Below are 21,580 nucleotides of genomic sequence, written 5' to 3'. Positions count from 1 at the left end.
AAAGCAGGACGCCTCGGTCTCGATCGTTCCGCCTCACTCGCCCAAACGCTGCGTGATTCGACGGTGAAGCGCCACCGCGGCCGCCCGGCGATCGGAAGTCCGATCATTAGAGGCCGCGTCCGGCGCCTCGCCTTGCGACGACGGCAGGGCGCGTGCACGATGTGCTGCGCGTGCCTCGTCGGACGCGCGTTGCAGGGCATGCCGACGCCGTGACTCGGGCAGCCTCTCTCTGATCTGCGCCTCACTCGTCTCTGGACGCCGCCGCAATGCTCTCGGTTCGTCCAACGCCTCGCGATAGAACCGGTGATGACCCAGACCGGCGGACGACATTGCAGGCATTGGCGGCATGGCGGCTTCCAGACGCGACAATGCCAACGCGTACGCCAGATTCGGATCGATCAGCGGGCACATGCCAGGCGCATCGCCGGGACGCGAGACGGGTGCGCTCAGGCTCAGCGCCACCAGGGCCGTCTGCAATGGCGTGGAAGGCTTCAGTTGCGGCACGGCCGGCATGGCTCGCGCGGATCGCGCCTCGTCGGCAGGACTCGACACGATATACGGTAGGCCGAGACGTTCAGGACATGCGGCGCGCCATCGGCTCGTGGCAACGCTCCATGTCCACGCCACCCCGACCCCGGCAAAACGCCACCGGTAGGCGACCTCGGCAATCTCTCGCGCCAAGTCGCGAATACGATCGAACAACGTCTGGGCGGCCGGTGGCTCCGAAAATTCGGGCCCCTCGGCAAAGGCACTCTCGACGTCGCTGCCGAAGACTTCGTCACTGGCCAGTTGCCAGACCCGAGCGGCTTCAATGGCTTCATCGGCTTCTTGATCGCACCATAACTTGTAGGCAGCAGCAGGCGACAAGAATTCCATGCGTGTCGTGTATGTGTCGTTGATACGTTCGACGAACTGTCTGATCGTCTCCCGCGTCTCGACGTCGATATTTTCGAGACTTTCTTCGTAGGCAAACAAGCACAGCACGAAGTAGATCGAACGTCCCGATACACCGGATGGTTTTGGCGTCTGCGAGTAAAGCCTGTCAATCAACGCGCCGATAGCGTCACCCGGAACTTGCGACGCAGCGGGATCCGGCAGATCACGCAACGTCGTCGAGATATAGGTGCATGTTTGCAGCGTGGCATGGAGGTACTTCGGCCGCAAAGCCAGCAATGTGTCGTGCGTCGGACACGTCATCGCCGATTCCGCCGCATTATGCCGCGTTGTCGGCACGTCATTCGCCACGGTCGAGGCAGGCGTCAGAGCGCCAGGGTTCGAGATGCTACCAATCATGGAATCTCCACCAGAATGGGTCGGAACGTCGACGTCGGTCGTGGCCAGCACGCGCAGCCGACTACCCACTCACCGGCGACGACGGTGTCGCAATCCCCATCGATTCCCGCAAGCATGTGGCGTGCGTAAGCAACATGGGGATGCCCCGTCATCCTTTCCGACCGACCGGGGGGTCACTTTCAGGATTGGCTCCTGACGCCGGAGCGCCACGAATCGCTCACACCGAAGCCATGTCAGACAGGGCGGGAGATTGGTCCAAGCGGGGAGATACGCGACACAAACTGGGGGGATTCCCCAAGGTTTTCCTGCGCACATCCCACTTTACGCGTGACGCGTGCCGCGATTCATGCCTGAGTCAGTGCTGAGCGTGATGCTGCGCTTCTCACGGCGCAGTCCATTGCTGCAACCCAGTGCCGAGGCACGTGAAAGCTCTCAGAGGCGCCTCAAGCGCGGCGTTTTCAAGTGGATCGAGACACTTAGCCGTACCCGCATTGAAATATGTGCTGGTTCGCGGCACCTTCAACCACTGTTGCCTAGCGCTGTCCGAACACGCCTGCGCGACGACACGATCGTTGCCATCCACCCCCAGGCACTGCGCTGGCTGACTCACGCGATGCAGACGATATTGCGCATCATGACTGAAGATCTGATTCGCGTTGGGCGAGCAGTGATACAACCCGGCAGCCGCACCACCGCTCAACAAGTCCAGGCAATACCCCGAGAAGGTGTTTCTCAACTGCTTTTCCTGAAAAGGCGCCGACGGATTGGCACTCAGTGTACAAATTGCCTCTGTCGAACAGAACGATTTGGCAACCGACATGCAATTGCCGTAGGTATTGGTGCGGGTACTGGAGGGTCTCACCGTGCCGCCATTCGCCGTGGGAACGCCGTAGACCGCAATCGCCGTCGGAACAGCCGCGCAACTCGGCAGTTCGTTCTGCCCCTGCGAAAAATTCTCGACCCATTCAACCAGTTGCGATAGTCCGCCGTAAGAGGTCGGCACAACGATCGTGGCCACGGCGACTTGTGCATTGGTCTGAGTATCGATGATCGTCGCGCGCCATCCATCAGCCCCGTCCTTGGCGACCCTGACCTTATACGTCACGCCCTCCTTCCATGCGTAATTGATCCAGCACTGCACACCATGACCTTCGTGGGAGAAGTAGCCGCAATTCGCCCCCGTCGAGTCTCTCCATCCGGTCGCATTCCAGATCGAGAAATTCAATATCTTGTCGTAACCGGATACACTCTGGAGTCCGACATATCCGGGATCCTGTGTTCCCGTGAAACTCCATTGATGCGCCCAATAGGTCCTTCCGTTGTATCCGGGCTCTTTCGTCACGGTGATGGTGAACTCCATATCGTGATATCCCCCGGAAACGACCGGAAACGTTCGATACACGATCGCCATGCCACCTGCAACGACCGCATGAGCCGGCCCGTGAAGCAATGCCAGGCATAGCGCCAGGCCTAATGCAGCCGCATGAAGCATTCTTCGAAGTGCGGTCATGACGTGCTCCTTTCGCCCAGGTTCGATGGGACATCAACGACGCGATGTGCCGCCTCGTTCACACGAGGTCGCACCGGTCACGCTGCTAACCCTAGGGCAAAAGTCGTTCGCTGCCACCTGTCAACGTTGTCAGGTCAAGCGCGTCAAAGGATCAAATCCCGGCCATTGCCGCCCCAAACCCTTCGCCGAGGCGCAACACGACGATCTGACGGCCATGCGTCATCGCCTTTTTGGCGCGTCCGGCGTCCTGCCCCACGCGTAGCAGCGCGGGCAGTTGGAGCGGATTGCCCGCCAGCGAGCGCAGCACCCCAAGGATGTCGGTGGAGCCGTCGCTGCGCATCCCGGCGAGCGCCGCCGGGGGCAGCGACCGCTCGGCAGGATCGATCACCACGCGCGCCACGACGAATGGCAACCCATGCGCCTGCGCCACACGCGCCACGATATGCGACTCCATGTCGGCCGCCACAGCACCGCTCTCGCGGAACAACGCGGCCTTGTCGGCGGCACTCACCACCGGGGCCGTCACGCCGGCCATATCGGCGCGCAGGGCTCGCGGGATGGCACGATGCAATGCGTCGGCCCACGCAATGGACGTCACGTACTCGCGTGCCTGCTGCGGCATGTCGAGCACCTTGTGCGCAATGACCCACTGCCCGGCCGTCACACCGGGAATCAACCCACCGGCCGTACCGAAGCTCACAAGCCCCCGGGCGCCCTCACGCGCAATCGTCGCTTCGAGTTCGCCTGCCAGCGTGCTGTTCTGCGCACAGACGACACGCACCCCGTCGCCCCGGGCGATGCGGGCTTCGAACGGCATACCGGTCACGACGACGATGGGCTGGCTCATACGCTTCCTTCAGCAATGACAACGAGAGTGGCAACAACGACGACAAACGACTCGCCCCGGCCATCGACGCGAAACCCAAAGCGCGCGATGCCGGGGCGAAGAATTCCCGATTCAGGCGACGTGCGTCGATCTTACATGCCGCATGGCACCGGGCAATCGTTGCGCACCGTGAGGTTACGGTAGCGTGCGAGCGCCCACAGCGGGAAGAACTTTCGATAGCCGTGATAACGCAGATAGAACACGCGCGGGAAGCCCGTCGCCGTGTACAGCTCCTCGTCCCACAAGCCTTCCTCGTTCTGCGTGTTCAGCAGATAGTCGATGCCGCGCTTGACCGCAGGATGCTCGGCCTTGCCCGCGGCCATCAGACCGAGCAATGCCCACGCCGTTTGCGACGAGGTGCTCGCGGCCGCTTCATAGCCCTTGTATTCGAGCTTGTAGCTGTCGCCGTCTTCGCCCCAGCCGCCGTCGGCGTTCTGGATCGAGAGGAGCCACTGGGCGGCCTTCGCCATCGCCGGGTGCTCCGGCGCAATGCCTGCCCCCGCCAAACCGCACATGGCCGACCACGTGCCGTACACGAAATTCATCCCCCAGCGGCCGTACCAGCTACCGTCGGCTTCCTGATCGTCGAGGATGTACTTCAGCGCCAGCGCGGCCGAGGCACGGCGCTCCGGCGACTGCGGCAGTTGCGCGAGCATCGACAGGCAGCGTGCAGAAACGTCGACCGTCGGCGGATCGAGCAACGCGCCGTGATCCGAGAACGGAATATTGTTCAGGTACAGATGCGTGTTTTCGGGCTCGAACGCGCCCCAGCCGCCATTGCTGCTCTGCATGCCGATGACCCATTCGGTGCCGCGATCGATGGCGTATCGCATCGGGCGCGTGCTCGCATCGATCTTGTCGTTCTCGAACTTTCCGGCGAGCTTCTCGTAGCGGTCCATGGCCATCGCCACCACGGCGGTGTCGTCCACGTCCGGATAGTGCGGATTGGCGAACTGGAAGGCCCAGCCCCCCGGACGCACATTCGGACGACGCGAAATCCAGTCGCCGCGCACATCGAGAATCTGCAACGGGACGAGCCAGTCCAGCCCCTTGCCCGCCAGTTCGATGGCGCGCTTGTCCCCGGTTTCGAGCAGCGCGTGCGCGGACAGCGCGGTGTCCCACACCGGCGACAGGCACGGCTGCACGTACGTCTCATGATCGGCCGGCGTCACCAGCTTCTCGACCGATTTGCGGGCAATCGCACGACTCGGATGATCTTCCGGATAGCCGAGCACGTCGAACATCATGACCGCGTTGGCCATTGCCGGATAAATGGCGCCGAGACCGTCCTCCCCGTTCAGACGCTCTTCCACGAACGCCACCGCACGCTTGACCGACTTCTCACGCAGCTTCTTCGGGAAGAACGGATCGAGCGCACGCAGCACATGATCGACGCCGGAGAAGAACGTGAACCAGAAACGGCTCTGATGCGGCGCGCGCTTCGGGGGACCGACATCCTTCGGGCTGCCGATGAACAGCTCATCGATCTGCACGCCCTTCGGATTGCGCGCGAGCGGACGCTTGGCCTGCAACACGAGCAACGGCACGATCACCGTACGCGCCCAGTACGACACCTTCGAGAGATGGAACGGGAACCACTGCGGCAGCAGCATGATCTCGACAGGCATCATCGGCACCGCCTTCCACTCCAGCACGCCGTACAACGCCAGCAGAATGCGCGTGAAGACGTTCGAATTCTGCGCACCGCCGCGCGAGAGGATGGCCTCGCGGGCGCGCACCATGTGCGGTGCGTCGACGGCATCGCCGATCATCTTGAGCGCGAAGTACGCCTTCACGCTCGCGCTCATGTCGAACTTGCCGTTGTAGAACAGCGGCCAGCCGCCGTGCTCGCCCTGAATGCGACGCAGGTACGCGGCAATCTTCGCCTCAAGTTCGGCGTCGACCTTCTCGCCCAGATGGTGACGAAGCAGCACGTACTCGGCCGGAATCGTCGCGTCGGCTTCCAGTTCGAAGAGCCAGTGACCGTCGTCCTGTTGCAGGTCGAGCAGCGCGGTAATCGAACGGTCGATGCCGGTTTCCAGCGTCTGCGTCGCCATCGCCGTGCTCACCTTCTGGGCGAGTTCGGTATGCAGTTTGAGGTCCACGGCCGTGGCAGTGGCCGTGCGTCGCGCTTCCTTGTCGGAAGCATCGCGTATCGTATCCATGGCGTTCTTGCCTGTTCAAGGCGTAAAGACGATAAAGTGGCGCGCTTTACACATCGGTAAAGATGATGCGCCGATGAAACGTTCCTGCTGTGGGCGGCGCCGGCACGATGACCGGCGAGCGCGGCGACACTCGCCCGGGTCAGGCCCGGAGCAACATGTCGGCGGCACGATTGCCGCTGCGCAACGCGCCTTCGATCGTGGCGGGCAGCCCGGTGGCCGTCCAGTCGCCGGCGAGCACGAGGTTGCGCCAGCGGGTCTTCGCACCGGGCCGGCGCTTGTCCTGCGCCGGCGTCGCCGCGAACGTGGCGCGCTTCTCACGCACCAGTTGCCACACCGGCATCGGTGTGGACGGAATCTTGCAGGCCTTGGCGACCTCTTCCCAGATGCGCAATGCGAGCGATTCCCGCGACTCGTCGAGCAGATGATCCGCGCCGCTGATGGTCACCGACAACCGCCCGTCGAACGAGAAGATCCAGTCGCTCACACCGTTCACCACGCCGATCATCGGCGGGCAACCCGGCGGCGGCGGCACCTGGTAATGCGCATTGACGATGGCACGGTATTCGTCCGGCGTCGTCAGATCGGGCACCAGCGACGCGGCCACGTTCGGCGGCACCGCGAGCACGACCGTATCGTCGGCGGCCAATGCTTCCGGGCCATCGCCGAAATCGATCGATTCGACACGGCTGCCATCGGCGGCGTAGTGCAGCGCCCGCACGCGGTGCTGCATCATGACGCGCGCGCCCTTGGCTTCCAGATAGGCCAGCGCGGGCGTCACGAATGTGACATCCAGTCCTTCGCTCGCGATCAACGGATGACAGGCCTTGCCGCCGGGCACCAGCGTCTCGCGAATCACCGCACCGGCCATCTGCGCCGAACCTTCCGCCGGGTCGGCGTTGAGCACGGCGAGGAACAGCGGATGAATCAGCCGCTTGTACAGCGCGGGCGGGCAATTCATGGCGTCGGTCATCGTGGCGTCCGGCCCGGCGCGCAACAGCGGTGCCAGCGACAGGTAATCCGACCACTTCGTGCCGGGCACGCGAGCGCCCTTGTCGAAAATCCACCACGGCACACGGCCTTCCGACAAACGCACCGTCCAGCGCTCGTCGCTGTCGAGGTCGACGAAGGCGAACTCGGCGCGACCGGGACCGGTGAGCGTATGTTCGGACCCGATGGTGCGCGTGAACTCACGCATCGTCGAGTTGCCCGAGAGCACCAGATGGTTGCCGTTATCGATCACGGCATTCAACTGACGGTCGAAATACGAGCGGCAGCGGCCACCGGCCTGCGGCGCCGCTTCGTGCAGCACCACGGGCACACCACGCGTGGCGAGCCTGACCGCGGCGGCCAGCCCTGCGAGACCGGCGCCGATGACGTGAACCGTGCCCGCCATCAGAAAGCCATCTGCCGCAGCAGCATCAGAATCAGACGCCAGCGCGGAACACGCACACGCTCGCGGGGCACGGCAAAGCCGCGCGCAATGAGTTTGTCGAGAATCGCACCGTAGGCGCGCGCCATCACCGCCGGGGCGATCACCACGCGACGCGGATGCCGCGCCATGATCGCGCGCGCCCGGGCGTAGTGCTCACGCGCCTGCGCGACGAGCGGCGCACAGGCACGGTCGAGTTTCGCGGCGACGACCGTCTCCGGCGTCGCGCCCACGATACCGGCGTCCGCCAGCGTCTCACGCGGCAGATAGACGCGTCCGATGCCGGCATCCTCGTCGATATCGCGCAGAATGTTCGTCAACTGGAGCGCGCGGCCGAGGTGGTACGACAGATCGATGCCATCCTGCTCAGGCATGCCGAACACCTTGACCGACAGACGGCCGACGGCACTCGCGACACGGTCGCAGTAAAGATCGAGCGTTGGGAGATCGGGGGCGACGATGGGGCCGCAGGCGTCCATTTCCATGCCGTCGATGACAGCCAGAAAGTCTTCGTGCTTGAGGCCGAATTGCTTGACGGCACGCGCCAGATTCGCGAGCGACGGCGTTGGGCGGCCTTCGTACAGATCGGCCAGATCACGTCGCCACACGGCCAGACGCGCCATGCGATTCGCCGACGTGTCGTCGCCGTCGTCGGCGATATCGTCCACGGCGCGGCAAAAGGCATAAATCTCGAACATGCCTTCGCGTTGCGCGGGCGGCAGAATGCGCATGGCAGCATAGAAACTGCTGCCCGACGCCACGCGTGCACTGCTTTGCTCTGGCGAAATTTCGATCGGTTCGGCGACGCTCACGAGGCTCCTCGTCCTACAGGGGAACAGGGTGACACTGCAAAACGCCGGAAAAATCCGGCAAAGGGTGAAGTATACCGGGGATTGGCACGACTTTCCCGACAGGATGAGGGGTGATGACATAGAATCTCGGGGCATTGCGCGCCGCCCTCCGACCTCGGTCAACCGGCCGATGCCGACCCGCGACGGTCGGTTTCAGGCCGGATGCGTTTCCGACACCCCGAATCCGGGCGGCATTGCCCTCATTTGCCTCACCAGCCTGATGACTTCCGAAGCCAAGATCGAGCACTACGAGAACTTTCCGGTCGCCAGCGTCCTGCTGCCGCGCGAGATGCGCGCGCCGGTCGGCGTGATCTACAACTTCGCCCGCACCGCCGACGACATCGCCGACGAGGGCGACGCCACCAACGCTGAGCGCCACGCCGGGCTGGCCGCCTATCAGGCCGAACTCGACAAGATCGCCGCCGGCACGCCGACCTCGCCCGACAAGCCCCTGTTCGCCGCGCTCGCCCGCGTGATCGCCGAGCACCAGTTGTCGGTGCAGCCGTTCTCGGACCTGCTCTCGGCCTTCGATCAGGACATCGAGACCAAGCGCTACGGCACCTTCGCCGAGTTACGCGACTACACCCGCCGCTCCGCCGATCCGGTCGGTCGCATCATGCTCAGGCTGTTCAAGCTCGACACCCCCGAGAACATCGCCTGCTCGGACGACATCTGCTCGGCCCTGCAACTGATCAATTTCTGGCAGGACGTCGAAGTCGACTGGCGCAAGGCACGGGTGTATCTGCCGCAGGACGACATGGCGCGCTTCGGCGTGACCGACGCCGACATCGGCGCGCAGAAGTACGACGACAACTGGCGCGCCCTGATGCGCTACGAGGTCGATTCCGCCCGCAAGATGATGCTGCGCGGCGCCCCGCTCGCCAACCGCGTGCCGGGCCGCTTCGGGCTGGAGCTGTGCTGTGTGGTACACGGCGGGCTGCGCATTCTCGACATGATCGAAGCCGCCGATTACGACGTCTTCCGCCATCGCCCCCAACTCGGCAAGTCCGACGGCATTCGCGTGTTCCTGCGTGGCCTGTGCATGAAACTCCGCGGCACGCCGCCGAAGGCCTGACGCCCCCCCCCCTGAGTCGTGCGCCGCCTTGCACGACTCAGTGCCCCGCGTGCCGCGCCACCGTGGCACCACCGTTTACCTCACTTCTGGCGCTTCTCTACCGTCCACGCCTGCCTTACCGTGATGGGACAGTGCGCACCGCCTCATCTGCGCGGCGCTTTCCTCCATCCCCTCGCGGAGTCCGGGCACGTGAATCTGCCTGCCAGCCTGCAACGTCTCGCTCCGAACCGTTCGTCCGTGCGCTCGCATGCGGGCGTGCTGTTCGCCATCGTCGTCGTGACCTGGGGCGTGAACTGGCCGGTCAGCAAGGCCTTGCTCGCGCATGTGTCACCGTGGTGGAGTGCAGCGCTTCGCTCGGTCGTCGGCATGGCCACGCTGTTCGTCATCGGCGCCATGACCCGGCGTCTGGTGTGGCCCAGACGTGGCGACCTTCCGGTCATCCTGAGCGTCGGCGTGCTGCATATGACGGTGTTCTCGCTGCTCGTCGCGCTCAGCCTGCAATACGTCAGTGCCGGGCGCTCCGCCGTTCTCGCCTACACCACCCCGCTCTGGGTGATGCCTGCCGCGCGTCTGTGGCTGGGCGAAGCGCTCACGTCGAGGCGGCTGATCGGACTGGGCTGCGGGCTGCTCGGGCTTGCCGTGATGTTCAACCCGCTGGCCTTCGACTGGCACGACCGCCACGCCGTCTTCGGCAATGCGCTCGTGTTGCTGTCGGCCTTCGTCTGGGCCATCGCCATCGTCCACATGCGGGCCCATCGCTGGGTCAACGGCCCGTTCGAACTCAGTCCGTGGCAACTGTTGCTCGCGAGTGTGAGCCTGTGCTCCATGGCGTTCATCGTCGATGGTGCGCCGCGCGTCACCGGCTGGGCAGCTTTCTCTGGCCTGCTGACGTATGGCGGCGTGGTCGGTGGCGGCATCGCTTACTGGCTCGCGGGCGTCGTCACGCGTCGACTACCGGCCGGGGTGACGTCGCTCGGCCTGCTCGGCGTGCCGGTGATCGGCACGCTGGCGTCGGCGCTGATCCTGCGCGAGTCGCTCGGGCTCGACGTCTGGCTTGCGCTGGCGCTGATCGTCGGCGGCATCGCGCTCGGCACGGTGCCCCGCCCTGCGACGCCATGCCGCACCGACCCATCGTCCTGAGCGCCACTGCGCTTGACCCATCGCAAGAACCGTTCGCCGCGCGAATGCCAGACTGCCGGAACTGCCCTGCCCACATGCCGCAGGCATGCACGCGGGCAACTCTCGACGAACGGAACTGACATGAACGAGCAATGGTTGACGCTGGCCGGCCGCCGGCTGGTGCCGGTGGTGCAAGGCGGCATGGGAATCGGCATCTCCGCGCACCGACTGGCCGGTACGGTGGCGAAGCACAACGGCATGGGCACGATCGCGAGCATCGACCTGCGTCATCATCATCCGGACCTGCTCGCCCGTATCGATTGCATGCACGGCAGCCACAGCGCCGCCGACATCAAGGCCGCCATCGAAGCCGTCAATCTGATTGCGCTCGACCGCGAAGTCCGGGCGGCCAAGTCGATTTCCGGGGGCAACGGCCTCATTGCGGTCAATGTCATGAAAGCCGTGAGCGCGCATGCGTCGCTGGTGCGTCAGGCGTGCGAGAGCGGTGCGGACGCCATCGTCATGGGCGCGGGACTCCCGCTCGATCTGCCGGAGCTCACCGCGTCGCATCCGCACGTCGCCCTCATTCCCATTCTTTCCGACTCGCGCGGCGTGAGTCTCATATTGCGCAAATGGATGAAAAAGGGACGGCTGCCCGACGCCATCGTCATCGAACACCCCGGGCATGCGGGCGGCCATCTCGGTGCATCGCGCATCGAAGAACTGGGCGATGCGCGCTTTTCCTTCGACCGCGTGCTCGACGAATGCCGCGAGATTTACGCGTCGCTGGGCATCGAATGGACGCGTGTGCCGCTGATCGTCGCGGGCGGCATCCATCGGCACGAGCAGGTGCGGCAGTGGCTCGACAAGGGCGCGGCGGGCGTGCAGCTGGGGACGGCGTTCGCCGTCACCGAAGAATCCGACGCGCACCCGGCCTTCAAGGAAGTGCTCGCCAGCGCGCGGCCAGAGGACATCGCGGAGTTCACCAGCGTGGCCGGTCTTCCGGCGCGGGCGGTGCTCACGCCGTGGCTGAAGAAGTACCTCTCGCGCGAGACCGCGTTACAGGCCAAGGCCAAGGTGCGTCAGTGTCTCGAGGGATTCGATTGCTTGCAGGCATGCGGGTTGCGCGATGGCGTGGCGCGCATCGGGCAGTTCTGCATCGACCTCAAGCTCGCGCAAGCCGTCCGGGGCGACGTCGCGCGCGGGCTCTTCTTCCGTGGACGTGATCCGCTGCCGTTCGGCGAGCGCATTCGTCCCGTGGCAGACCTGATGCGTTACTTGCTCACCGGCGCATTGCCGGCCGAACTGGCAGGTGCAGGCGCGTCAGGAGTATCAGGCGTGGCGGGCAGCACGGCGGGGGGTGTCGCCGCCGAAGCACGCTCGGCGATGCGCTTGTCGAAGAACGCGGCCAGTGCCGGATCGTTCACGGTGAGATCGAACTGACGCTCCTCGACGGCATTGAAATAGCCGTCGCACAGATCGGCTTTGGCGGCCTGCGTCGGCTGGTCGTCGATGGTGTTCGCGTAGACAACGAACTGACGCTCGACGAGCCTCGGAAACTGGTTGGCAAGCAGGTCGTCGAAGCGCCGCTTCGCCTCGGGATCGGTGTAGACGGCCCCGAGTTCGGCACGCACGCGCTGCCCTTCGGCAAGATAGTCGCGATGTCTGGCTTGCCAGGCCCGCAACACGGCATTGCCGTGCGCCTTGGTCGCCTCCCCATACAGCCCGCATTTCTGCACAAGCCGGTCGAGCACCTGCCCCACGCCTTCCGGCGAGGCGATGGCCGCGCCCATCAATTCGGCGTCGTTCTTGTACTGCGGGGGCTGTGCCGCGCAGACCGTCGCGCAGACGAGTGCCGCGCCCGCGCTAACGCAGGCGAACCTGCGTCGCCATGCTATGCCATGTCGCATGATTGCCGCATCAGAGAAGTGGCGGGCTCGGCGGCCCGCTCTTGGAGATATCGCATCGGCCCGGATGTCGATGGCAGCATCTTAGCCGAAGTTGCCGACTGACGACGCCGCGCCGTTGCACCGTTGGCATTGGGCCGTCATCAAAACGTCATCGACTGCGCGCATCCACGCTCAAGCGCTATCAACCGCCATCAGCCGGACGTCGGCACGGCACAGGCATCCGGCCCCAGCTTCGCCACCACAAAACGCACGAAGTCGTCGAGCTTGGACGACACATAGCGCCCGGCCAGATGCACGAGATGCATCGGCTCACTCAGTTGCGCCTGCGCTTCGAGCACGCGCACCAGACGTCCCGCCTCGACTTCCGGCGCCAGCAGATACTCCGGCAGCAGCGCGATGCCCATGCCGTGCACCGCCGCCTGAAGTTGTGCGAGCGGATTGTGCGCGGTCAGACGTGCGTCGCGCGTTGGGCCTGCTACGCCCGTCATTCCCACATGACCACCCGCAGGATCGAACGTCCAGCGCCCGAGCAGATCGTCGTAGCGAAAGCCGAGGCAATCGTGTCCGGCGAGATCGGCGGGCTGGCGCGGGATGCCGCGCCGCGCGAGATAGCCGGGCGACGCGCACGCCACGCGCGTCACACCGCGCAGCGTGTGCGCGATCAATCCCGGCTCCGGGCTGCCGCCCGCCTGAAAAGCCGCGTGAATTCCCTCTTCCTCCAGATCGACGGCGCGGTCCTTGAGCGCGAGATCGAGCGCGACGTCCGGATGCGTCTGCAAGTACTCGGCGAAGATCGGCATGAGCAGATGCGAGCCAACGGTCGTGGGCGCGCTCACACGAAGCTGACCGACGGGCCGCGCCATCGCCGCCATCGCCGATGTCATCGATGCGCCCGCCAGCCCGCCATCCCCCAAGGCATCGGCGGTCTCGATACGCGCAAGCACTTCGGCGCACTCGGTGAAGTAGCGCTCACCCAGCTCGGTCGGCACCTGGCACCGCCCGCTGCGACGCAACAACGGCTGGCCGAGCCGGGCTTCGAGCGCCTGCACGTGACGCGTCGCCGTAACCGGCGACATGCCGCAGGCCGCCGCACCGGCAGACAGGCTCCCCGCGCGCACGACCTGCACGAACACCTCCATGCATTTCAGGCGGTCCATGATCAGTCGCGCAGCTTGGCCCGATCGATGGACATGTGCGTCGGCATCATGTTGTTGTTGGCGTTATGCATCACCCACAACGAACCCGCGACGATGATCGCGATCAACCCGGCCGTACACAGGAAGATCGCCGAGTTCTGACGCTGGCTGCGCTTCGCCCCGATGTGCAGGAAGTACACCAGTTGCACGACGAGTTGCGCGACACACAGCACGACGATCGTCGCCAGCCCCCAGCCCGCCGGCACCAGCTTCAGCATCACCGCGCCGAACGACGCGAACGTGAGCACCAGCGACAGGAAGAATCCGACGACGTAATCGCGCAGATGACTCTGCGAAGCGTAAGCGCCGTGATCGTGAACTTGAGCGCTCGTCATACGAACTCCCGCAGATAGACGAAGGTGAAAACACAGATCCAGACGAGATCCAGAAAGTGCCAGAACAGGCTCAGGCATTGCAGACGACGGCGCACCACCGGATCGAAGCCGAAGCGGCCGATCTGGTGAATCATCACCGCGAGCCACAGCAAGCCGCACGTGACGTGCAGCCCGTGAGTACCCACGAGCGTGAAGAACGCCGACAGGAACGCGCTGCGCCCCGGGCCCGCGCCTTCGTGCAGCAGCGCCGAGAACTCATAGACTTCCATGGAGACGAACGCCGCACCGAGCGCGAACGTAATCCACAGCCAGCGCTGCACGACACCCTCGTTGCCCGGGCGCATCGACAGCGACGCCAGCCCGAAGGTGAAGCTCGAGAGCAGCAGCAGCATCGTCTCGCCGAGCACGAACGGCAGCTCGAACAGCTCGCGGCCGGTCGGCCCGCCGGCCGTGTTTGCCGCCAGCACGCCGAACGTCGCGAACAGCACGCAGAAGATGAGGCAGTCGCTCATCAGGTAGATCCAGAAGCCGAGCGTGGTGGTCGCGCCGGCGTCGTGGTGACCGTGAGCGTGGTCATGGCCCCCGGCCGAAGCGCCGGGAGCGTGGTGGGGATGAAGAGATGCCGAGGACATCAGGCGGCCTTTTGCAGAGATTGACGCGCAGGAAGCGCGACACGCAGGTCGGCAAAGCGGGCGTTTTCGATACGCTCCACTTCTGCCGCCGGCACGTAGTAATCGACGTCGCGGTCGTAGGTGCGCCACAGGAACGTGGCAATCGTCGCGATCAGGCTCGCCCCGGCCAGCCACCAGATGTGCCAGATCAGTGCGAAGCACATCACGAAGCTGAAGGCCGAGACAATGAAGCCCGTGCCGGTGTTACGCGGCATATGGATGTCTTCGTAGTGCGTCGGTTGCACGTACGCAAGGCCGCGTTCCTTGTCGTCCCAATGCTGTTCGAGCGAGTCGATACGCGGCACATGGGCGAAGTTATAGAACGGTGCAGGCGAAGACGTCGCCCATTCCAGGCTGCGCGCATCCCACGGATCGCCGGTCAGATCGCGGTTGGCGTTGCGGTCGCGAATGCTCACGAAGAGCTGCACGCCGAAGGCCAGAATGCCCAGACCGATCAGGGCCGCGCCGACCATCGCAACGATCAGGTACGGCTGCCAGTCAGGCTGAACGTAGTGGTTCATGCGGCGCGTCATGCCCTTGAAGCCGAGCACGTACAGCGGCATGAAGGCGAGGTAGAAGCCGATCAGCCAGCACGCGAACGAGATCTTGCCCCAGCGCTCGTTGAGCGTGAAGCCGAACACCTTCGGGAACCAGAACGTAATGCCCGCGAGGCAACCGAACACCACACCGCCGATGATCACGTTGTGGAAGTGGGCCACGAGGAACAGCGAGTTGTGCAGCACGAAGTCCGCGCCCGGCACCGCGAGCAGCACGCCCGTCATACCGCCGATGGCGAACGTCACCATGAAGCCGATGGTCCAGAGCGTGGCCGAGTGATAGCGGATACGACCCTGATACATCGTGAACAGCCAGTTGAACAGCTTCACTCCGGTCGGAATCGAAATGATCGTCGTCATGATGCCGAAGAAGGCATTGACGTTCGCGCCGGAGCCCATCGTGAAGAAGTGGTGCAGCCAGACGAAGAACGACAGAATGCCGATCGACGATGTGGCGTAGACCATCGACTTGTAACCGAACAGCGGTTTGCGCGAGAAGGTCGCAATGATCTCCGAGAACGCCCCGAACGCCGGCAGGATCAGGATGTACACCTCCGGGTGGCCCCAGATCCAGATCAGGTTCACGTACATCATGGCGTTGCCGCCCAGCTCGTTCGTGAAGAAGTGCATGCCGAGGTAGCGGTCGGCGGTGAGCAGCGCGAGCGTGGCCGTGAGCACCGGGAACACCGCGACGATCAGGATGTTGGTGATGAGCGCCGTCCACGTGAACACCGGCATCTTCATCAGGTTCATGCCCGGCGCACGCATGCGCAGGATCGTGACGATGAAGTTGATGCCCGTGAGCGTGGTACCGAGCCCCGATATCTGCAACGACCAGATGTAGTAATCCACCCCGACGGTCGGGCTGTATCCCAGTTCGGAGAGCGGCGGATACGCAACCCAGCCCGTGGCGGCGAAATCACCGACGAACATGGACATCATGACGAGTACCGCGCCCATCGCCGAGAGCCAGAACGACAGCGAGTTGACGAACGGGAACGCCACGTCGCGCGCACCGATCTGCAAGGGCACGATCACGTTCATCAGGCCCAGCACGAGCGGCGTGGCCACGAAGAAGATCATGATGACGCCGTGCGCCGTAAAGATCTGGTCGTAGTGATGCGGCGGCAGATAGCCGGCTTCACCACCGGCGGCAATGGCCTGCTGCGTGCGCATCATGATGGCGTCGGCAAAGCCGCGCAGCATCATGACGAGCGCCAGCACGATGTACATGACACCGATGCGCTTGTGGTCGACCGAAGTGATCCACTCTTTCCAGAGATAGCCCCACTTGCGGAAGTAGGTGATGGCGCCGAGCAGCGCCGCCCCACCGAGGAGCACGACAGCGAGCGTGCCCATGATGATGGGTTCGTGCCAGGGAATGGCGTCGAGATCGAGTTTTCCGAACATGACTTACTCCGTGAGCGCGCGCTGGGCGGCGGGTTGCACCCCGGCGTCGCGCTCGGGACGCTGCGCGAGGAGCGCGCGGCTGTCCAGTTGGCCGTCCACGCGGCAATTGGCGGCGGCAATGATGTCGTCGATGGCACGGTTGCCCGAGACACGCATGCCTTGCGAGCTGGCGTCCATCGGTCCCATGTATTTGCCGACGATGGCGTCGAACAGGCCCGGCATCACGTTGGCGTAGATGCCGACCGGCGCGGCGGTGCCCGGTTGTTCGAGCTTGACGTAGGTCGGTGCGTCGAGCGTGTCGGGCACGGCCTGCGCCTCCTTCACCCACTTGTCGAAGTCGCCCTGCGAGGTCACGTGCGCCTTGAAATGCATGTCGGAGAAGCCAGGGCCGCTATAGGCCGAGGACATGCCCGCATACGTGCCGGTCTCGTTCGCGATCAGGTGCAGCTTCGTCTGCATGCCGGACATGGCGTAGACCATGCTGCCCAGTTGCGGAATGAAGAACGCGTTCATCAGCGATTCGGCCGTGATCTTGAATTCCACGGGCGTATCCACCGGCAACACAAGCTTGTTGACGGTCGCGACGTGATAGTCCGGATAGATGAACAGCCACTTCCAGTTCAGCGCGACGACTTCCACACGGATGGGGGCTTTTTTACTGGCCACCGGCTCGATCGGCTGATACGGATCGAGCTTGTGCGTCGTCTCCCAGATCATGACGGCGAGCGCCACCACAATAATGACGGGAATCGTCCACACGACGACTTCAATCCTGGTGGAGTGCGACCACTTCGGTGAGTACGTGGCAGCGGTATTGGTCTCGCGGTAGCGCCAGAAGAACACCAGCGTGAGTACGATCACCGGGATCACGACAAGCAACATCACACCCAGCGCGATCAGGATGAGGTGCTTTTCCTGTTCGCCGACGCTGCCTTTCGGATCCAGCAACTCCAGCGTGCAACCGCTCATGGGCACCATCGCCACTGCCGCGGCAAGGCGCGCGCACCACGTGTGCCAACGTGTGCCGGCTGTCGTGTCTGCCCTTCCTCTGCGGGTAGGCGAGACGTTATGCATGGACATCTTAATCCTCTATGTATGTATATAACATTTGCGTTACGAATGCTACGCATGCGCATATTCCATACATCGCGACATAATGACGCACTTGGGAACCGACGTCGCGCTCAGCGCCCGCTCCCGTCCGTAAAGGATTCAGAAATAAAAAACGCCCGGAAATCTGGCTTCCGGGCGTCATTTCGACTGCATTTGCGGTGAAGATTACGGCATCACCTCATATACCTACATCAGAATCGCCATGTTGCCGACACGGACCCCGCGATGTCGGCATCTCCCGCTTTGTAGAAGTTGCTCGACAGGGCTGCCCCGAACACGATCCGCTTGGCCATCCGGTACGACACGCCGGCTTGCAGGCCAAGGCTGTCGCGCCCGACGACCTCACTACGCGTCGTGAACGCGGCCCCTGGATAACCCGCGAACGTCGCACTCTGATTGATCGCCCCGCTTGTCAGTTCGTGGTTCCACGTCGCCTGAAGATTGGCCGTGAGCGCATTGCCCGAGACCATCGGCAGATCGAAGCGCACCTCGCCGCCCACGCGCGTGCGCAGCGAGTTGAACGTCTTGCTGTCGAGATGCAGACGCGCGCCGTCGGTACCGTCTTCCGTGAGGCTCGGACGATACAACGCCGTGTAGTCGAGCGCAGCCACCGGGCCTGCGCTGGTGGTGCTGTTCAACTGCCAGCGCCATCCGCCGCCGATGCTGGCGGACGCCGACGCCCCAGTCCACGTGCCGCGCGGTGAAGCGGAGTAGCCGTTCACGGCGATGCTGCGGTCCATACGGCCGTCTTCGACACCGATGCGAGCCAACGCGAATGCGTGGGGGCCGGAAAGTGTGTCAGGCGCGTAGCGGGCATGCACGCCGAGGTCCAGTGCTGTGGTCTTGCCGGAGCCGGGCGTCTGCCCGTCCAGACGCGTCGACTGGCCGCTGATAGCGCCATGCGCGCCGAGCGTCCAGTCACGGCCTTCGCCCGCCACCTTCTCCGCGCCGAACACGACACCGTAGGTGTTGCCGCTCGCCCCGGCCATGTCGCCGTCGCGGCCACGCCAGTAGCCGCTGCCGAAGGTCATCGCGAATCCGCGCCAATTGCCCGTGAGCGCGCCCGCTCCGGCCATGCCGGTGCCCTTCGTGCCATCGGCGCCCACGGCGGCAGCCACCATATCGGTGATCTGACGCTCCCGCAGCAGCCCGCCCGTGAACATCGCGCCGTAGGCGACCGGCGTGAGTTGCGGCAACGCCCTGGCGATGCCGCTACCGTCAGGCGCCGAAAAGTCGAGCGCTGCGACAAGCGGTTGCAGATCGCCCCCCGCACTACCGGCGATGCGATCGAGCACCGCCCCGACACGGCGGCTGTTGCCGTCGGTGCCGTACTGCGAATAGGCGTTGACCGTACGCGCCACCTGCACACGGTACGTATTGCTGCCGAGCGACGACGCCGTGGCCAGTAGCGTAGGCGACGACAGCAATGTCGTCACGTTGGCGAACGCGCCGTTGATGCTCGACGCGTTCAGCCACTGATCCGACGAGACGGTCATGCCGCTGGCGTACCAACCGCGTTGCGGCGCGATCGCCAGCGTGCCGTCGAGCGTTGCGGTGCCACTGACCAGCAGCTTGCTGAAGGTGCCGTCTGCTGCCATCGACGAAACGAGACGGCCGGTGCTTGTCTGCGTGTAGTCGCCGCCGATGCTGATGAACCCGCCTGCCAGCGACGGTGCGACCGTGCCCGCGTTGATGAAGGCGCCAGCCGGGTCGAGCACATAGCGGCTGTTGCCGGTGAGCGTGGCGCCGTGGTTCACGGCCACGTCATGCACCGTGTGATCGCCGTTGATCTGCGTCGTGCCGCCTGCCATCGTCAGCGCGAGGTTACTGCCGACGATGTTGCCGTCGAAGCGCAGATTGAACGTGGGATCGGCCTGACTCGTGGCGACGCCATTCGCGTCGGGCGTCAACCCGAAGCTCAGTTGGGTCAGGCGCAATTCACCGCTGGTATCGCGCTGGGCATACTTCGAAATGATGTCGCCGTAAAGCGCCGCCCCGCGCATGATGTTGATCTGCCCGACGTAGCCGTTCTCGGACATGTACAGCGAGGCGTACTTGCCTGCGAGTCGGCCGGTGATGTCGGCGCGCGTCACGAGCGGGCCGTCGAGTTCGTCGAGGAGTGGCAGCGGGAGACCGTTGCTATCGAGCTTCGTAAAGATGTACGAGCCCCGATAGTCCCCGCTGTCTCCCAGAGCGTTGTGACCAAAATCGAAGCTGGCCGCAATGCCGTTCTCGCCGAGAGCCTGCACGTCGCCGCGCTGCACGAACGTATGGTTCTTGCCATAGGTGAACATCACGCCGCGTCCGTTGCTGCCGTCGGCATAGACGCGCGTTCCCGGCAGCACGGTGACGTTGTTCCCGACGCCATCGACCCGAATGCCTGCGCCGCCCGCTCCCGCGCTCAGCAGGTCGGCACGCTGCGACACCGTGTTGTTGCTGCCGTAAATGTGCAGGCCGAGACCCAGCGTCGCCGTGTTGTAAGTATTCGGCACGTAGGCGGTGCCGTCAGCATTGCGCCCGAAGAACGGGTTGTCGTTCACGACGGTGAGGCCGTCGTTATAGATCGAGCGGCCGAAGAAATTGCGGCGGTCAATGTCGTAGCCGATGTCTTGCAGCGCCGCCAGTTCGGCCTCCATGAACGCCGTGTAGTTCCGATACGACTGGTGGCTCATCAGGCTGTTCTTGAGCTCGATGTGCGAGAAGATCGGCGAATCATACAAATCACCCTCGGCCATCGCCCGCACCGGAATGCCCTTCATGGCGCCGTCGAGCACTTCCCTGACGTGATCGCCTGCGAAATACGCGGTGTCTTTGCGCGCGTCGAACGCCGTGGGGTCCACAGTGCCCACATTTTCGGGCGTCAGAATATTCTGCCCCGGCTGCGCCTGACGGCCATTGTCGTCGTAGAGATGCGCCGACCAGGCGTCGAGCACCGTCGCGAACTGGTTCGTATGCAGGGTGGAGGACACCGTCGTTTCATGCACGTTGGCGGCAACGCCCAATGCGTGGGCCACCTCATGCAACATCACAGCCGGCATATCGGCCTGTGCGTTCAACGGGATCTGTGAGGCCGCGTACGGGGCCGACGAAAAGTCCATGTCCCCCAGGGTGATTTCACCGTGAGCGCCGTGATAGGTGGCGCGCACCTGCGGGCTGTTCTGCAACACCGCCTGCACGAGCGTGGGATTTTGGTCGCCTGTCGCGGTTGGGTCGTTCGCCTCGAACAGGTAGGGACTGAAGGCATGCGCGCCCTTCTCCGTGCTCATGCCGACGTTGATGATGGCTGGCGAACTGCCCGGCGTCACCTTAATGACTTCGGCCCAATAGTTCAATGCGCCGCGAATCTGCTGAATTTCCAGCGGCGAGAGCGTACCCGTCGAAAACTGGTTCTCGACGCCGTTGTCGGCAAAAGCCCCGTCCGTCGGGGAAAACAGCCGCGCCTGGATGAAAGGCGTGCCGTAGCGGTCTTCAATATCGATAGTCGTGTAGGCCTGCGCGGCCGACGTCATGGTGCAAAGCGCCGCAAACGCGACGCTGGTCATCCGAATCGTCCTCATTCAGTACTCCGTATCCATTTATCGCTTTTGTAAGGCTTTGTAATGCGATGCGAATGGTACGGAGCGCCCTGTACGACGTCACTGCGATTTATACGGGGGTTCGGCGACAACCACCTCCAAACCCTTGTGGCATAAGCACTTTTTTCTTTTCGAAGTCCTCAACAGCGGCGAAATCGGTCTCGCCTGTATTAATCACAGTTTCGCCGGCGGGGGGTGATGACGATACTTCACTCAACGGCTAACGCAGCGAAACGACAACGAAGCAAGCACGCAGCGCCAGCCGCCAAACCGACTTAGCTGAATCAACTGACTCAATATCGACTCAAGGAGAAACACCATGCCCGCACTCATCACCTACGGCTTCGCCTCGGTCCTCGGCCTGATCGGCACCATCGCCCCGATCTTCGGCTGATCGCAGCGCCTCCCCCTTCACCCCATACCGGAGAACACGACCATGAGCCTCATCCTCAACCTCGTCGACAGCCTCTTCTACAACGACACCT

Annotated in this window: 15 protein-coding genes; 3 read left to right on the top strand and 12 right to left on the bottom strand. The window is 64.0% G+C overall.

Annotated elements, in window-relative coordinates; all coding sequences use genetic code 11:
• Positions 1-33: 33 nt before the first annotated feature.
• From C5N93_RS28075 to hpnD, 6 genes are all read right to left on the bottom strand, one after another.
• A complete protein-coding gene (locus C5N93_RS28075; RefSeq protein ID WP_242561856.1) occupies positions 34-1,293 on the bottom strand; it encodes a hypothetical protein in 1,260 nt (419 codons plus the stop codon).
• A gap of 382 nt (positions 1,294-1,675) precedes the next feature.
• On the bottom strand, positions 1,676-2,803 hold the full coding sequence (locus C5N93_RS28070) for a ricin-type beta-trefoil lectin domain protein (protein WP_242561855.1): 1,128 nt from the start codon (positions 2,801-2,803) through the stop codon (positions 1,676-1,678).
• Between the two features lie 151 nt (positions 2,804-2,954).
• On the bottom strand, positions 2,955-3,650 hold the full coding sequence (locus C5N93_RS28065; RefSeq protein ID WP_242561854.1) for a phosphorylase: 696 nt from the start codon (positions 3,648-3,650) through the stop codon (positions 2,955-2,957).
• A 131-nt stretch (positions 3,651-3,781) separates the two neighbouring features.
• Positions 3,782-5,746, bottom strand: a complete 1,965-nt coding sequence (gene shc / locus C5N93_RS28060; RefSeq protein ID WP_242561892.1) for a squalene--hopene cyclase — start codon at positions 5,744-5,746, stop codon at positions 3,782-3,784.
• Positions 5,747-5,993: 247 nt separating this feature from the next.
• Positions 5,994-7,247, bottom strand: a complete 1,254-nt coding sequence (gene hpnE, locus C5N93_RS28055; protein WP_242561853.1) for a hydroxysqualene dehydroxylase HpnE — start codon at positions 7,245-7,247, stop codon at positions 5,994-5,996.
• The gene (gene hpnD, locus C5N93_RS28050; protein ID WP_083254095.1) at positions 7,247-8,095 is read right to left on the bottom strand and encodes a presqualene diphosphate synthase HpnD; all 849 of its coding nucleotides are present in this window, start codon (positions 8,093-8,095) and stop codon (positions 7,247-7,249) included. The genes hpnE and hpnD overlap by 1 nt, the downstream gene beginning before the upstream one ends.
• Before the next feature lie 259 nt (positions 8,096-8,354).
• On the opposite strand from hpnD, the gene hpnC reads away from it, so the two are divergent.
• The 3 genes from hpnC (at position 8,355) to C5N93_RS28035 (ending at position 11,771) form a co-directional block, all read left to right on the top strand.
• Entirely contained in the window at positions 8,355-9,209 is an 855-nt protein-coding gene (hpnC, locus tag C5N93_RS28045) for a squalene synthase HpnC (protein WP_242561891.1), read from the top strand.
• A 189-nt stretch (positions 9,210-9,398) separates the two neighbouring features.
• Complete coding sequence (locus C5N93_RS28040; RefSeq protein WP_242561852.1) at positions 9,399-10,349, top strand: DMT family transporter; 951 nt, start codon at positions 9,399-9,401, stop codon at positions 10,347-10,349.
• Between the two features lie 120 nt (positions 10,350-10,469).
• A complete protein-coding gene (locus tag C5N93_RS28035; RefSeq protein ID WP_242561851.1) occupies positions 10,470-11,771 on the top strand; it encodes a nitronate monooxygenase family protein in 1,302 nt (433 codons plus the stop codon).
• Positions 11,772-12,429: 658 nt separating this feature from the next.
• Here the strand turns inward: C5N93_RS28035 and C5N93_RS28030 are convergent.
• The 6 genes from C5N93_RS28030 to C5N93_RS28005 all read right to left on the bottom strand — a co-directional run bounded on the left by C5N93_RS28030 (position 12,430) and on the right by C5N93_RS28005 (position 21,077).
• On the bottom strand, positions 12,430-13,395 hold the full coding sequence (locus C5N93_RS28030; protein ID WP_242561850.1) for a LysR substrate-binding domain-containing protein: 966 nt from the start codon (positions 13,393-13,395) through the stop codon (positions 12,430-12,432).
• A gap of 2 nt (positions 13,396-13,397) precedes the next feature.
• On the bottom strand, positions 13,398-13,769 hold the full coding sequence (cyoD, locus tag C5N93_RS28025) for a cytochrome o ubiquinol oxidase subunit IV (protein WP_069343599.1): 372 nt from the start codon (positions 13,767-13,769) through the stop codon (positions 13,398-13,400).
• Positions 13,766-14,401 (bottom strand): cytochrome o ubiquinol oxidase subunit III, encoded by a 636-nt coding sequence (gene cyoC, locus C5N93_RS28020; protein WP_242561849.1) that lies wholly within the window; start codon positions 14,399-14,401, stop codon positions 13,766-13,768. The genes cyoD and cyoC overlap by 4 nt, the downstream gene beginning before the upstream one ends.
• Entirely contained in the window at positions 14,401-16,407 is a 2,007-nt protein-coding gene (cyoB, locus tag C5N93_RS28015) for a cytochrome o ubiquinol oxidase subunit I (protein WP_242561848.1), read from the bottom strand. Before cyoB ends, cyoC begins: the two co-directional genes overlap by 1 nt.
• Positions 16,408-16,410: 3 nt before the next feature.
• Positions 16,411-17,391 carry a ubiquinol oxidase subunit II gene (gene cyoA, locus C5N93_RS28010; RefSeq protein WP_301232539.1) on the bottom strand — a complete coding sequence of 327 codons (981 nt, stop codon included), beginning with the start codon at positions 17,389-17,391 and terminating at the stop codon, positions 16,411-16,413.
• Positions 17,392-17,711: 320 nt separating this feature from the next.
• The gene (locus tag C5N93_RS28005) at positions 17,712-21,077 is read right to left on the bottom strand and encodes an autotransporter outer membrane beta-barrel domain-containing protein (protein ID WP_242561846.1); all 3,366 of its coding nucleotides are present in this window, start codon (positions 21,075-21,077) and stop codon (positions 17,712-17,714) included.
• Positions 21,078-21,580: the final 503 nt, after the last annotated feature.

It is taken from the genome of Pandoraea sp. LA3, from assembly GCF_022696215.1.
In the GTDB taxonomy this organism is placed as follows: Bacteria; Pseudomonadota; Gammaproteobacteria; order Burkholderiales; family Burkholderiaceae; genus Pandoraea; species Pandoraea capi.
Note: the sequence above shows the minus strand (reverse complement) of the source record. Positions and strands in the feature narration are given on the sequence as shown.

What these genes read in the sequence shown, in the direction of transcription:
- C5N93_RS28075 (WP_242561856.1), bottom strand. Translation starts at nt 1,293, where the DNA reads ATGATTGGTAGCATCTCGAACCCTGGCGCTCTGACGCCTGCCTCGACC.
- C5N93_RS28070 (WP_242561855.1), bottom strand. Translation starts at nt 2,803, where the DNA reads ATGACCGCACTTCGAAGAATGCTTCATGCGGCTGCATTAGGCCTGGCG.
- C5N93_RS28065 (WP_242561854.1), bottom strand. Translation starts at nt 3,650, where the DNA reads ATGAGCCAGCCCATCGTCGTCGTGACCGGTATGCCGTTCGAAGCCCGC.
- shc (WP_242561892.1), bottom strand. Translation starts at nt 5,746, where the DNA reads ATGGCGACGCAGACGCTGGAAACCGGCATCGACCGTTCGATTACCGCG.
- hpnE (WP_242561853.1), bottom strand. Translation starts at nt 7,247, where the DNA reads ATGGCGGGCACGGTTCACGTCATCGGCGCCGGTCTCGCAGGGCTGGCC.
- hpnC (WP_242561891.1), top strand. Translation starts at nt 8,355, where the DNA reads ATGACTTCCGAAGCCAAGATCGAGCACTACGAGAACTTTCCGGTCGCC.
- C5N93_RS28035 (WP_242561851.1), top strand. Translation starts at nt 10,470, where the DNA reads ATGAACGAGCAATGGTTGACGCTGGCCGGCCGCCGGCTGGTGCCGGTG.
- C5N93_RS28030 (WP_242561850.1), bottom strand. Translation starts at nt 13,395, where the DNA reads ATGGACCGCCTGAAATGCATGGAGGTGTTCGTGCAGGTCGTGCGCGCG.
- cyoD (WP_069343599.1), bottom strand. Translation starts at nt 13,769, where the DNA reads ATGACGAGCGCTCAAGTTCACGATCACGGCGCTTACGCTTCGCAGAGT.
- cyoC (WP_242561849.1), bottom strand. Translation starts at nt 14,401, where the DNA reads ATGTCCTCGGCATCTCTTCATCCCCACCACGCTCCCGGCGCTTCGGCC.
- cyoB (WP_242561848.1), bottom strand. Translation starts at nt 16,407, where the DNA reads ATGTTCGGAAAACTCGATCTCGACGCCATTCCCTGGCACGAACCCATC.
- C5N93_RS28005 (WP_242561846.1), bottom strand. Translation starts at nt 21,077, where the DNA reads ATGAGGACGATTCGGATGACCAGCGTCGCGTTTGCGGCGCTTTGCACC.